This window comes from Actinomyces sp. AC-20-1, assembly GCF_023369555.1.
GTDB lineage: Bacteria > Actinomycetota > Actinomycetes > Actinomycetales > Actinomycetaceae > Actinomyces.
In genome coordinates this window covers 29,810-42,800 of sequence record NZ_JACJVC010000006.1, presented here as the reverse complement: position 1 = coordinate 42,800, position 12,991 = coordinate 29,810, and the positions used below count along the sequence as shown (strand labels likewise).

Below are 12,991 nucleotides of genomic sequence, written 5' to 3'. Positions count from 1 at the left end.
CGGGGCCGCAGTCCCCGTCGCGCGCCACCGCACCACGTGCGAGGCTGTGCCGGGAGGACCGAGCCGGCCACCCGAGGACCCCGGACGAGAGGCAGACGATGACCCGCTGGAGCAGCGTGCCCGAGGCCCTGGACACGGCCGGCGACCCCCGCGGGCCCCGGACCGCCTCCCGGCTGCTCGACCTGCTCGTCTCCCACACCCCCGACGACGAGCCCTCACCCGAGGAGGCGGCCGCCGTCGCCGGCGCGGTGGCCGAGGTGGACCGGCGCTGGCTCGTCACCCTCGGTGAGGACCCCGCCCACCCGCTGGACGCCATCGAGGCGGCCACCGCCGCCTGCCGGGCCTGGCGCACGCTCACCGGCACCTCGCTCCTGCCCCTGCGTTACGCCGCCGTCGAGCTCTGCGGGCCGCTCGGCACCCCCGAGGAGGCCGTGCCCGCCCTGCGCTCGGCACGCCTGGACACCTTCGGCGCCCCCGACATCCACGCCGCCCTGGCCACCGCCCGCCTCCACGACGACGACACCGGGGCGGTGCGCACCGCCGCCGCCGTCTCCGGGCCCGCCGCCCAGGACCCCCTGCTCCTGTCCGGCGTCCTGCTCGCCCACCTCGCCCAGGGCCAGCGCGTCGAGGCCGAGGACGCCCTCATGCGCCTGACGCTCTCCGACGTTCCCGGCGTCCTGGCGGCGCGCGTGCGAGGAGACGTCACCGGCTACCTCGCCCTGTCCGGTCAGTGGCAGCGGGGCCTGGCGCTCCTGCGCCACGCCGCCCCGCCCGAGCCGGCGGCGGCCACCCCCTGGTCCGTCCTGCAACAGGCCGTCGGCACCGGCCAGCTGCTCGCCGAGGCGGTGCGCCACGGCCACGGGGCGCAGGCCCTGGGCGTCGACATCCTCCTGGCGGGGGCCGGGCAGCAGCTCAAGGTCTCCTCCTGGGACACCCTCGGCCACGCCCACGAGGACGTCACCGCCTTCGCACGGGCCCTGGCCGCCTCCTTCGACATGCGCAACGGCAGCACGGGCGTGGGCTCGCGGGTGGAGCGCCGGCTGTCCGCCACGGCCGGGGCGCTCGGTCCGCGCGCCTACGGCACCGTCACCGCCGCCGTGGCCGACCGGCGGGTCCTGGCCAACCAGGCGCGCCTGCTGGCCCGTACCCGGGAGGTGCTGGTCACCGCCTCCGGTTACGGCGTGGACAGCGTGCGTGAGCAGGCGATGACGACGGCGGAGGAGGTCAGCCAGTCACTGGCCCTCGTCGTCGACGAGTCCCAGCTCGAGACCGTCGTCGAGCTGCGCCTGGCCTTCGCCCGCCTGCTCGTCCTGCTCGGTGCGGGCGAGCGCGCCGCCCGCGAGTGCGAGGGCACCACCGAGCTGTGCCTCTCGCAGGGATGGATGGAGCTCGCCCTGGCCTCCACGGCCATCGGCGCGGATGCCGCCCGGGACTGCGGGTCCACGGCCCGCTCGGAGCGCGCCTGGGAGCAGGCGGCCGGGCTCGTGCGCTCCTGGGGCGTGCCACGCACCCGCGAGCGCCTGACCGTCCTGGCCGACGCGATCGGCAGCGCCGCCACCGGGGCGCGCGCCATGACGCTCATCGCCGAGCACCTGACGCGGCTGCTCACCGACGAGCCGGCCGAGGCCGCCTCCGACGCCGCCCAGGAGGCCCTGTCCCGCGCCCGAGCCCAGCTGGTGCGCAGCCGCGAGCCGGACACGGGTCTCAGCGCCCGGCTGGAGGCCGTGGCCGCGAGCCTGGCAGGACCGGTCGCCGGCCCCACCCAGCCGTGAGCCCGGGGCTCTGGTAGCCTCGCCTCGCCCGGGACGACCCGGTGCCGGTACCACCGTTGGGGACGGCCCCACCTGAGCGAGAGGGACCGTCATGTCCTGGACCGTTCTCATCCTCTCCGGATTCCTCGAGGCCGTGTGGGCCACCGCCATGGACCGCTCCGAGTGCTTCACCCGCCTGGTGCCCACCCTCGTCTTCGCCGTCTCCTGCGTCATCTCCATGGGAGGGCTCGCCTACGCCCTGCGGGAGGTCCCGGTCGGCACCGGCTACGCCGTCTGGACGGCCATCGGCGCGGCGACCACCGTCACCTACGCCATGGTCACGGGCGCGGAGTCCGCCTCCGTCATCAAGGTCCTCCTCCTGGCCGGGCTCATCGGCTGCGTCGTCGGCCTCAAGGTGGTCAGCGGAGAGCACTGAGGCCGGTGGGATACCCACGCGGCAGCGGCCTCGATACCCTCGAGGACATGAACGGCGCCGACCACGCCCTCACCGCCCTCGTCACCGCCTGCGCGCCCAGCGCCACCGCAGCCGGCGGCTGGGACCTCGTGGGCCTGGTGCCGGAGAGGATCCGCCTGGCCGGGGCGGGCCTGCTGCGCCTGGAGCGCGCGGTCCTTCCCCACGGCCCCGAGGCCGCCGGCACCCGGGCCACCGCGCTCGTGAAGGACCTGCACCCCGACGTCGTCCTGCACCTGGCCACCGGCACCCAGGCCGCCGGCCTGCACCTGGTGGCCACGGCCCGACCCGAGGGCGGGGACCCCCTGGAGGCCACGTGGCCGGCGGGCCCGCTCGCCGGGCGGCTGCGCGCCCACGGCGCCGCCGCCGAGGCTGTCGACGGCGCCCACCCCCTGAGCGCGGCCGTCCTGGGGGCCTGCCTGGCCGCCTGCCGGGAGCAGGGCCTGGACGGCACCCTCACCGGGCTGCTGCTCCTGCCCGCCACCGCAGCGCCCGCCACGGCCCGGGAGCAGGGGGCCCTGGCACGGCTCCTCGTCGAGCTCATCGACCAGGTCCGCCGCCACCGCGCCTGGTGCGAGGGCCACGGCAGGATCCGGGTCCCGCGCCCCGTGCGCACCCTGCGCGTGGGCCTGACCGGCGGGATCGGCTCCGGCAAGTCCACCGTCGCGCGCCTGCTCGCCCAGCGCGGCGCCCACGTGGTCGACGCCGACGCGCTGGCCCGCGAGGCCCTGGCTCCCGGCTCCACCGGGCTCGAGCGGCTGCGCGCGATCTTCGGCGACGCCGTCCTCGACGCGGACGGCGCGGTCAACCGCCCGGCCCTGGCCGCACGGGTCTTCGACGACCCTCGGGCGCGCGCCGCCCTGGAGTCGATCACCCTGCCCTGGATCGCCCAGACCGCCGCCGAGCGGCTCGAGGCCGCCGGCCCCGGCCACGTGGGCGTCTACGACGTCCCGCTGCTGACCGAGGCGGGCATGGCGGACCTCTTCGACCTCGTCGTCGTCGTCGAGACCCCGATGGCCCAGCGCCTGGCCAGGCTCGAGCGGCGCGGGCTGCCACCGGCCCAGGCCGAGGCGCGCGTGCGGGCCCAGGCCACCGACGCGCAGCGGCGCGCGCTGGCCGATGTCGTCCTGGTCAACGACGGCACCGTGGAGGACCTCGCCGACGGCGTCGCCTGGCTCTGGGAGCACCGGGTCCTGCCCGCGCTGGCCTGAGCCCGCCCGGCCACCGCGTAGCCTGGGCTCATGCGACCCGTCACCGACCTGCGCCGCGCCGACAAGCCCTTCGAGGTCATCAGCCGGTACACTCCCAGCGGTGACCAGCCCACCGCCATCGCCGAGCTCACCGAGCGCCTGGGCGCCGGCGAGAAGGACGTCGTCCTGCTGGGCGCCACCGGCACGGGCAAGTCCGCCACCACCGCCTGGCTCATCGAGCAGGTCCAGCGCCCCGCCCTCATCCTCGAGCCCAACAAGACCCTCGCCGCCCAGATGGCGGCCGAGTTCCGCGAGCTCCTGCCCCACAACGCGGTCGAGTACTTCGTCTCCTACTACGACTACTACCAGCCCGAGGCCTACGTGCCGCAGACGGACACCTTCATCGAGAAGGACTCCTCCATCAACGACGAGGTCGAGCGCCTGCGCCACTCCGCGACGAACTCGCTGCTCACCCGCCGCGACGTCGTCGTCGTGTCCTCCGTGTCCTGCATCTACGGCCTGGGCACGCCCCAGGAGTACGTCGACCGGATGACCCCCCTGTCCGTGGGGGAGGAGATCGACCGCGACGAGCTCTTGCGGCGCTTCGTCACCATGCAGTACACGCGCAACGACACCGACTTCACGCGCGGCACCTTCCGCGTGCGCGGGGACACCGTCGAGATCATCCCCATGTACGAGGAGCTGGCGATCCGCATCGAGCTCTTCGGCGACGAGATCGAGTCCCTGTCCACCCTGCACCCGGTCACCGGGGACGTCATCGCCACCACCGACCAGGTCTACGTCTTCCCCGCCTCCCACTACGTCGCCGGCCCCGAGAGGCTCGCCAAGGCCATCGAGGGAATCGAGGCCGAGCTGGCCGAGCGGCTGGCGGTCCTCGAGCGCGACGGCCGGCTCCTGGAGGCCCAGCGCCTGCGCATGCGCACCACCTACGACCTCGAGATGCTTCAGCAGATCGGCAGCTGCAGCGGTGTCGAGAACTACTCCATGCACATGGACGGGCGCAGCCCCGGCACTCCCCCCAACACGCTCCTGGACTACTTCCCCGAGGACTTCCTCCTCGTCATCGACGAGTCGCACGTGACCGTCCCGCAGGTGGGGGCCATGTACGAGGGCGACGCCTCGCGCAAGCGCGTCCTCGTCGAGCACGGCTTCCGCCTGCCCTCCGCCCTCGACAACCGGCCGCTGACCTTCGCCGAGTTCGAGGACCGCGTGGGCCAGACCGTCTACCTGTCCGCCACGCCCGGTGCCTACGAGATGGAGCGCTCCGACGGCGTCGTCGAGCAGATCATCCGCCCCACGGGCCTGGTCGACCCCAGGGTCGTCGTCAAGCCCACCGAGGGGCAGATCGACGACCTCTTCGAGGAGATCCGCACCCGCACCGACAAGGACGAGCGCGTCCTGGTCACCACCCTGACCAAGCGCATGGCGGAGGACCTGACCACCTACCTCGCGGACCGGGGCGTGCGGGTGGAGTACCTGCACTCCGACGTCGACACCCTGCGCCGCGTCGAGCTCCTGCGCGAGCTGCGGCTGGGGCAGTTCGACGTGCTCGTGGGCATCAACCTCCTGCGCGAGGGCCTGGACCTGCCCGAGGTCTCCCTCGTGGCGATCCTCGACGCGGACAAGGAGGGCTTCCTGCGCTCGACCACCTCCCTCATCCAGACCATCGGGCGCGCGGCCCGCAACGTCTCCGGCGAGGTCCACATGTACGCGGACAAGGTGACCCCCGCGATGCGCGAGGCCATCGAGGAGACCGAGCGCCGCCGCACCAAGCAGATCGCCTACAACACCGAGCACGGCATCGACCCCCAGCCCCTGCGCAAGAGGATCGCGGACGTCACCGACATGCTCGCCCGTGAGGACGTCGACACCGAGGAGCTCCTGGCCGGCGGCTACCGCGGGCACGAGGCCACGGCCGTGACCGCCCGCCGCAGGAGGGCGGCCGAGGCGACCGTGCGCGAGAGGCTCGCCGGGGCGGCCGAGGAGGACCTGGTGGGCCTCATCGACGAGCTGAGCCGGCAGATGCACCAAGCGGCCGAGGACCTCAGCTTCGAGCTCGCCGCCCGCCTGCGTGACGAGATCCAGGACCTGAAGAAGGAGCTGCGCGACATGCGCGCCGCCTCCTGACGGGCCGGGCGGGTCGGACGGGGGGCGGCAAGTCCGACGGGGCCGGGCGGGTCCGGCGGGTGCGCAAGCGCACAGCCCGCCCACGGGCGGCAGGTCGCCTGCGGGGGACTGAGGGCCTATAGACTCGCCCTGTCGATTCGGAGGGGAGTACTCCCACCAACGGCGGCGTCGTCATCACGGCGGACCGGCAGCGGGCCACGGCCCGTGACGGCCCCCGGCGCCGCAGGCCGCACCCAGCGCCTCACGCGGGCGGGGAGGCGGGAGGAGACCTCCGGTACCACCCCTGTACCGGAGGAGCACCACGTGGAGGTCCACGTCCTCGGATGGCTGGCCCTGGCCGCCATCATCATCGTCATGATCGGCGTCGACATCGTCGGTCACGTCAAGACCCCTCACGAGCCCTCCATGAAGGAGGCCGCCTGGTGGTCCATCGCCTACATCGCCATGGCCGTCGTCTTCGGCCTCATCGTGTGGGGCGTGTGGGGCAGTGAGTACGGCCAGCAGTACTTCGCCGGCTACATCACCGAGAAGTCGTTGAGCGTGGACAACCTCTTCGTCTTCGTCATCATGATCGCCTCCTTCCGGGTCCCCCGGAAGTACCAGCAGGAGGTCCTGCTCGCGGGCATCGTCATCGCCCTGGTCCTGCGCCTGGTCTTCATCCTCGCCGGCGCCGCCCTCATCGAGAACTTCTCCTGGATCTTCTACATCTTCGGCGCCTACCTGCTGTGGACGGCCGTCTCCCAGGCCCGCCAGGGGGTCGAGGAGGAGAGCGCCGAGGACGAGGAGTGGAGGCCCACGGGCTTCGTCAAGCTCATCGCCCGCGTCATCCCGATGACCGACGGCTTCGTGGGTGGCAAGCTCGTCCACCGCCACGCTGGGCGCACGATGATCACCCCCCTGCTGCTGTGCATCATCGCCGTGGGCACCACGGACGTGATGTTCGCCGTCGACTCCATCCCCGCGATCTACTCACTCACCTCCGAGCCCTACCTCGTCTTCGCGGCCAACGCCTTCTCCCTGCTGGGCCTGCGCCAGCTCTACTTCCTCATCGACGGCCTGCTCGACCGCCTCATCTACCTGCACTACGGCCTGGCCGCGATCCTCGGCTTCATCGGCTTCAAGCTCGTCAACCACGCCCTGCACACCAACGAGGTGCCCTTCATCAACGGCGGCGAGCACTGGGAGGTCGTCCCCGAGCCCACCACCGCCGTCTCCCTGGGCCTCATCGTCGTCGTCGTCCTCATCACCGTCGTCGCCTCGGTCATCGGCTCCCGCAAGCGCTCGCGCACCGACGGTGGGACGAGCCGGGCCGCCCGGGCCTGAGCAGGGCCGGCCGGGCACGAGGAGGTGAGCGGTGAGCCACAGCGAGCGCAGACGCAGGCGTGCCGCCAAGGGCACCAGGCGCAGGCGCGCACGCGCCATCGCCGCCCGCACCGGGGCGCGCGTGACGCGCGAGAGCCAGGACAGGCGGGCCCGGCGCAGCACCAGGCGCGCCCGTCGCCGCGGTGAGCCCACGGGCGCCCCCAGCGCCACCGGCCTGAGCGGCCTGAGCGCCGCCGAGGTCACCGCACGGGTGAGGCAGGGGCGCACCAACGCCTTCCGGGTGCGGACCTCACGCTCGGCCTCCCAGATCCTGCGCGGCAACGTCTTCACGATCTTCAACGCGATCATCGTCGTCGCCCTCGTCCTCACCCTCGTCCTCGGGCACTGGGCCGACGCCCTGTTCGGCTTCGTCCTCGTCATCAACACGGCCACCGGCACCCTGGCGGAGGTCAGGGCCAAGCGCGCGCTCGACCGCCTCAGCCTCCTCGACGCCCCCGTCGCCCACGCCATCCGCGACGGGCACGAGGACGACATCGACCCCGCCGACGTCGTCCTCGACGACGTCCTGCGCCTGCGCAGCGGGGAGCAGGTCCCCGCCGACGCCCTCGTCCTGGACGCGGACGGCCTCGAGGTCGACGAGTCGATCCTCACCGGGGAGTCGGACCCCGTGCGCCCCGCCCCGGGGGACCGGGTGCTGTCGGGCACCACCGTCACCGCCGGCACGGCGCTCGTGCGCACCACCGCCGTCGGGGCCGACGCCTACGCCAACCGCCTGGCCACCGAGGCCAGGCGCTACAGCCTCGTGACCTCCGAGCTGCAGGCCGGCACGAACCGGATCCTGCGGTGGATCTCCTGGGTCATTGTGCCCGTCGGCCTGCTCGTCTTCTGGTCCCAGCTGAGGCTGGCCGACGGCGGTACCGCCGCCGCCCTGGCCGACGGCCACTGGAGGACCGCGCTCGTGGCGGGGGTCGCCAGCGTCGTCGGCATGGTCCCGCAGGGCCTCGTCCTGCTCACCAGCGTCAACTTCGCCACGGCCTCGCTCAAGCTCGCCCGCCGCCAGGTCCTCGTCCAGGAGCTGCCGGCCGTCGAGGTCCTGGCCCGCGTCGACACGCTGTGCCTGGACAAGACCGGCACGCTCACCACGGGCCGCATCACGCTGCACGACGTCCTGGGGCCCGACGGCGCCGGTGGTGCCACCGAGTCCCTGCGCGAGCCCCTGCTCGCGCTGACGGGCACCACGGACCCCAACGCCACCGCCGAGGCCGTCCTCGAGGGCCTGACCGGACGGCCCATCGGCTCCGGCACCGACGGCCGGCTCGTCGAGGGGGTGCGGGCGGTGGCCTCGCGCACCCACTCGGCGGTCGCCTTCTCCTCGCGCCGCAAGTGGTCCGGCGTCGTGCTCGACGGCGAGTCCTGGGTGCTCGGCGCCCCCGAGATCGTCCTCGACGGCGCTGACGACCCCCACGGCCTGCTGGGGCGCTCACGCGAGCTGGCCGGTGAGGGCACGCGCGTCGTCGCCCTGGTCCGGGCGTCCCAGCCCTTCGGCACCGGTCCCGACGGCGACGCCGCCCTGCCCGGGGGCCGTGGGGCGGCCGGTCTCGTCCTGCTGCGTGAGGAGGTCCGCCCCGACGCCGAGCAGACCCTGGGCTACTTCGCCGAGCAGGGCGTCGAGGTCAAGGTCATCAGCGGCGACAACCCCGTCACCGTCGCCGCCGTGGCCCGCGCCGCCGGCGTGCGGGCACCCGACGGCGGCGCGCCCGTCGCCCTGGACGCCCGGGAGCTGCCCACCGAGGTCGGCGACCCGGACGACCTCGAGCGCCTGGCGACGGCCCTGGACAGGGCGCAGGTCCTGGGCCGGGTGACGCCCGAGCAGAAGAAGGCCGTCGTCCAGGCCCTGCACCACCGTGGGCGCACGGTCGCCATGACCGGCGACGGCGTCAACGACGCCCTGGCCCTGAAGGAGGCGGACCTGGGCATCGCCATGGGCAACGGCGCGCCCGCCACCAAGGCCGTGGCCCGCATGGTGCTGCTCAGCGGCGAGTTCTCCGCCCTGCCGGGGGTGGTGGCTGAGGGGCGCCGCGTCATGGCCAACACCGAGCGCATCGCCTCGCTCTTCCTGGCCAAGACCGTCTACGCGAGCCTCATCGCGGTGGTCGTCGCCATCACCGCGATCTCCTACCCCTTCCTGCCGCGCCAGCTCACCATCGTCTCCTCCCTCACCATCGGCATCCCGGCCTTCGTGCTCGCCCTGGCCCCGAACTCCCAGCGCTACCGCTCCGGGTTCCTGGGGCGCGTGCTCGCCCTGGCGGTGCCGGCGGGCCTCGTGGCCGGCACAGTGACCCTGCTCACCCACCAGTGGCTCGTGCTGGCCCATGCCCCCGAGGGGCAGGTGACGACGGCGGCGACCCTCGTGCTCGTGGTCTCGGGCCTGTGGCTGCTCACGCTCACCGCCCGGCCGCTGCTGGGCTGGCGCCTCGGCCTCATCGTCCTCATGGGCTCCCTGGCGGTGCTCGGGGTCCTCATCGCGCCGGTGCGCGAGTTCTTCCTGCTTCAGTGGCCCACCTGGGGCACGTGGAGCGTCATCGCCGTCGGCGGCGGGGCAGCGGTGGCCGGCATCCAGGTGCTGGCCGTGGCCCGGTGGGTGCTCGCGCTGAGCGACCGGGCGAACCGGGGCCGGAAGCGGGCCTGAGCACGGCCCGGCAGGAGCACGGCCCACCGGGCTCCACAGTGACCACGGTCCTCCCCGCCACGCCGGGTGCGCAAGGGCCCCGCCACCGTGGTCGGCGGCAGGGCCCGGGGCCGTGTGACGTGGGGACTACTTGAGGACCCCGATGACCGGGTTGTACTCGCGCACGACCCGCTCGGTGACGTAGCCGGCCTGCTGGAAGGGGTCCTCCTCGAGCAGGGCCAGCGCGCCGGCCTCGTCCTCGGCGCGCACGATGATGAGGGCGTCGTGGGTGCCCACGTAGGGGCCGGCCGCCAGCAGGAGGTCCCGCTCGGCCAGGGAGGCGTTGAAGGCCCGGTGGGAGGGACGGACCTCGGCCATGGCCTCGTCCTGGTCAGTGACGTAGTGGTACTCGACGGCGAAGATCTTGCTCATGGTCACACCCTAGAGCCCTGCCGCCCGCCACGGCAGGGGTCCGGGGACGGCAGGCGCGGAGGGACCCGGACGTGGCCAAGGCCTCGTGGGCTCCAGTCGAACACGTGTTCCACCGCCGTCGGAGCCTCCCTAGACTTGGGCCCGTGAACGACTCCCTCATCATTCGTGGCGCCCGCGAGCACAACCTCAAGGGCGTGAGCCTCGACCTGCCCCGTGACAAGATGATCGTCTTCACGGGACTGTCCGGCTCGGGCAAGTCCTCCCTCGCCTTCGACACGGTCTTCGCCGAGGGCCAGCGCCGCTACGTCGAGTCCCTGTCCTCCTACGCCCGCCAGTTCCTCGGCCAGATGGACAAGCCGGACGTCGACTTCATCGAGGGCCTGTCCCCGGCCGTCTCCATCGACCAGAAGTCCACCTCCCGCAACCCGCGCTCCACCGTCGGCACCGTCACGGAGGTCTACGACTACCTGCGCCTGCTCTACGCCCGCGCCGGGGTCCAGCACTGCCCTGTGTGCGACGCCGTCATCTCCTCCCAGACCCCCCAGCAGATCGTCGACCGGGTGCGCTCCATGGACGAGGGCACCCGCTTCCAGGTCCTTGCGCCGGTCGTGCGCGGCCGCAAGGGCGAGTACACCGAGCTCTTCGAGGAGCTCACCGGACGCGGCTTCTCACGCGTGCGCGTGGACGGCCAGACCCACCGCCTGGGCGAGGTCCCCGCCCTCAACAAGAAGATCAAGCACGACATCGAGGTCGTCGTCGACCGCCTCGTCGTGCGCGACGGCATCCGCCAGCGCCTCACCGACTCCGTCGAGACCGCCCTGCAGCTTTCCGGCGGGCTCGTCGTCATCGACAAGGTGGACCTGGGCGAGGAGGACCCGGACCGCTACCACCGCTACTCCGAGAAGCGCGCCTGCCCCAACGAGCACCCCCTCCAGCTCGACGAGATGGAGCCGCGCACCTTCTCCTTCAACGCCCCCTACGGAGCCTGCCCCGCCTGCACCGGCCTGGGCAGCCGCCTCGAGGTCGACCCCGAGCTCGTCGTCCCCGACGAGGAGCTCACCCTCGCCGAGGGCGCCATCGCCCCCTGGACCGGTCACCAGAAGTACTTCACCCGCACCCTGCAGGCACTGGGCGCCGAGCTCGCCTTCGACGTCGACACCCCGTGGCGCGCCCTGCCCGAGCGCGCCAAGGAGGCGATCCTGCGCGGCAAGGACTACGAGGTCAAGGTCCGCTACCGCAACCGCTGGGGACGCGAGCGCACCTACTCCACCGGCTTCGAGGGCGTCATCGACTACGTCATGCGCAAGCACGACGAGACCGAGTCAGACCTCTCACGCGAGCGCTACGAGGGCTACATGCGTGAGGTCCCCTGCCCCACCTGCCACGGCACCCGCCTCAAGCCCGAGGTCCTGGCCGTGCGCGTGGGGGGCAGGTCCATCGCCGAGCTGTGCGACATGAGCGTGAGCGACACCCGTGACTTCCTCCACGACCTCGAGCTCACCGGTCAGACCGCCCAGATCGCCCGCAGCGTCCTGGCGGAGATCAGCGCCCGCCTCGGCTTCCTCGTCGACGTCGGCCTGGACTACCTCAGCCTCTCGCGCGGCGCCGCCACCCTCTCCGGCGGCGAGGCCCAGCGCATCCGCCTGGCCACCCAGATCGGCTCCGGGCTCGTCGGCGTCCTCTACGTCCTGGACGAGCCCTCCATCGGCCTGCACCAGCGGGACAACACGCGCCTGATCGAGACCCTGGAGAAGCTGCGCGACCTGGGCAACACCCTCATCGTCGTCGAGCACGACGAGGACACGATCCGCTCGGCCGACTACGTCGTCGACATCGGCCCCGGCGCGGGGGAGAAGGGGGGAGAGGTCGTCTACGCCGGACCCGTCACCGGGCTGCTGTCCACCGACGGCTCCGTCACCGGCGACTACCTCGCCGGCCGCCGCCGCATCGAGGTGCCCGCCGAGCGCCGGCGCCCGGAGAGGGGCCGCGAGCTCACAGTCGTGGGAGCCCGCGAGAACAACCTCAAGGACGTGACGGTCTCCTTCCCTCTGGGCCTGCTCACAGCGGTCACGGGCGTGTCCGGCTCCGGCAAGTCCTCGCTCGTCAACGCGATCCTCTACCAGGTGCTGGCCAACCGCCTCAACCACGCCCGGGGCGTGCCCGGACGGCACAAGACCGTGCGCGGTCTGGAGCACCTGGACAAGGTGGTCCACGTGGACCAGTCGCCCATCGGGCGCACACCGCGCTCGAACCCGGCGACCTACACCGGCGTGTGGGACCACATCCGCAAGATCTTCGCCTCCGTGCCCGAGTCGAAGGTCCGTGGCTACGGTCCGGGCCGCTTCTCCTTCAACGTCAAGGGGGGACGCTGCGAGTCCTGCAAGGGCGACGGCACGCTCAAGATCGAGATGAGCTTCCTGCCGGACGTGTACGTGCCCTGCGAGGTCTGCGACGGCGCGCGCTACAACCGCGAGACCCTGGAGATCCGCTACAAGGACAAGACGGTCGCCGACGTCCTGGACATGACGATCCGCCAGGCGGCGGAGTTCTTCGCGGCGACGCCGATCATCGCCCGCCACCTCAACACGCTCGTGGAGGTGGGGCTGGGCTACGTGCGCCTGGGCCAGGCGGCCACGACCCTGTCGGGCGGCGAGGCCCAGCGCGTCAAGCTCGCCACCGAGCTCCAGCGCCGCTCGACCGGCCGCACGATCTACGTGCTGGACGAGCCGACGACGGGCCTGCACTTCGAGGACATCCGCAAGCTCCTCGGCGTCCTGCAGGGGCTGGTCGACAAGGGCAACTCGGTGGTCGTCATCGAGCACAACCTGGACGTCATCGCCAACGCCGACTGGGTCATCGACATGGGGCCCGAGGGCGGCAAGGGCGGGGGCACCGTCGTCGCCACGGGCACGCCCGAGGCGGTGGCCGACGACGAGGCCTCCTACACGGGACGCTACCTGCGTCCGCTCCTCGAGCGGGCCCGGGCCTGAGCCCGGGCCTGAGCCCG

At 73.0% G+C, this 12,991-nt stretch carries 8 protein-coding genes; 7 read left to right on the top strand and 1 reads right to left on the bottom strand.

Going from position 1 to position 12,991, the window contains the following annotated elements; all coding sequences use genetic code 11:
- Positions 1-98: 98 nt before the first annotated feature.
- The 6 genes from H6X67_RS05085 (at position 99) to H6X67_RS05060 (ending at position 9,573) form a co-directional block, all read left to right on the top strand.
- Complete coding sequence (locus H6X67_RS05085; protein ID WP_249368763.1) at positions 99-1,772, top strand: hypothetical protein; 1,674 nt, start codon at positions 99-101, stop codon at positions 1,770-1,772.
- Between the two features lie 91 nt (positions 1,773-1,863).
- On the top strand, positions 1,864-2,187 hold the full coding sequence (locus H6X67_RS05080) for a DMT family transporter (protein ID WP_249368764.1): 324 nt from the start codon (positions 1,864-1,866) through the stop codon (positions 2,185-2,187).
- 47 nt (positions 2,188-2,234) lie between these two features.
- On the top strand, positions 2,235-3,434 hold the full coding sequence (gene coaE, locus H6X67_RS05075; protein ID WP_249368765.1) for a dephospho-CoA kinase: 1,200 nt from the start codon (positions 2,235-2,237) through the stop codon (positions 3,432-3,434).
- Positions 3,435-3,464: 30 nt separating this feature from the next.
- Complete coding sequence (gene uvrB, locus H6X67_RS05070) at positions 3,465-5,561, top strand: excinuclease ABC subunit UvrB (protein ID WP_249368766.1); 2,097 nt, start codon at positions 3,465-3,467, stop codon at positions 5,559-5,561.
- A 303-nt stretch (positions 5,562-5,864) separates the two neighbouring features.
- The gene (locus H6X67_RS05065) at positions 5,865-6,884 is read left to right on the top strand and encodes a TerC family protein (RefSeq protein ID WP_249367709.1); all 1,020 of its coding nucleotides are present in this window, start codon (positions 5,865-5,867) and stop codon (positions 6,882-6,884) included.
- Between the two features lie 214 nt (positions 6,885-7,098).
- Positions 7,099-9,573, top strand: coding sequence for an HAD-IC family P-type ATPase (locus tag H6X67_RS05060; protein ID WP_249367714.1), 2,475 nt, complete (start codon positions 7,099-7,101; stop codon positions 9,571-9,573).
- 126 nt (positions 9,574-9,699) lie between these two features.
- Here the strand turns inward: H6X67_RS05060 and H6X67_RS05055 are convergent, their stop codons facing one another.
- A complete protein-coding gene (locus H6X67_RS05055) occupies positions 9,700-9,984 on the bottom strand; it encodes a YciI family protein (RefSeq protein WP_249367708.1) in 285 nt (94 codons plus the stop codon).
- A 143-nt stretch (positions 9,985-10,127) separates the two neighbouring features.
- On the opposite strand from H6X67_RS05055, the gene uvrA reads away from it, so the two are divergent.
- Positions 10,128-12,974 (top strand): excinuclease ABC subunit UvrA, encoded by a 2,847-nt coding sequence (gene uvrA, locus H6X67_RS05050; protein ID WP_249367707.1) that lies wholly within the window; start codon positions 10,128-10,130, stop codon positions 12,972-12,974.
- Positions 12,975-12,991: the final 17 nt, after the last annotated feature.

Excerpts from the sequence above, each read along its gene's own strand:
- H6X67_RS05085 (WP_249368763.1), top strand. The coding sequence starts at position 99 with ATGACCCGCTGGAGCAGCGTGCCCGAGGCCCTGGACACGGCCGGCGAC.
- H6X67_RS05080 (WP_249368764.1), top strand. The coding sequence starts at position 1,864 with ATGTCCTGGACCGTTCTCATCCTCTCCGGATTCCTCGAGGCCGTGTGG.
- coaE (WP_249368765.1), top strand. The coding sequence starts at position 2,235 with ATGAACGGCGCCGACCACGCCCTCACCGCCCTCGTCACCGCCTGCGCG.
- uvrB (WP_249368766.1), top strand. The coding sequence starts at position 3,465 with ATGCGACCCGTCACCGACCTGCGCCGCGCCGACAAGCCCTTCGAGGTC.
- H6X67_RS05055 (WP_249367708.1), bottom strand. The coding sequence starts at position 9,984 with ATGAGCAAGATCTTCGCCGTCGAGTACCACTACGTCACTGACCAGGAC.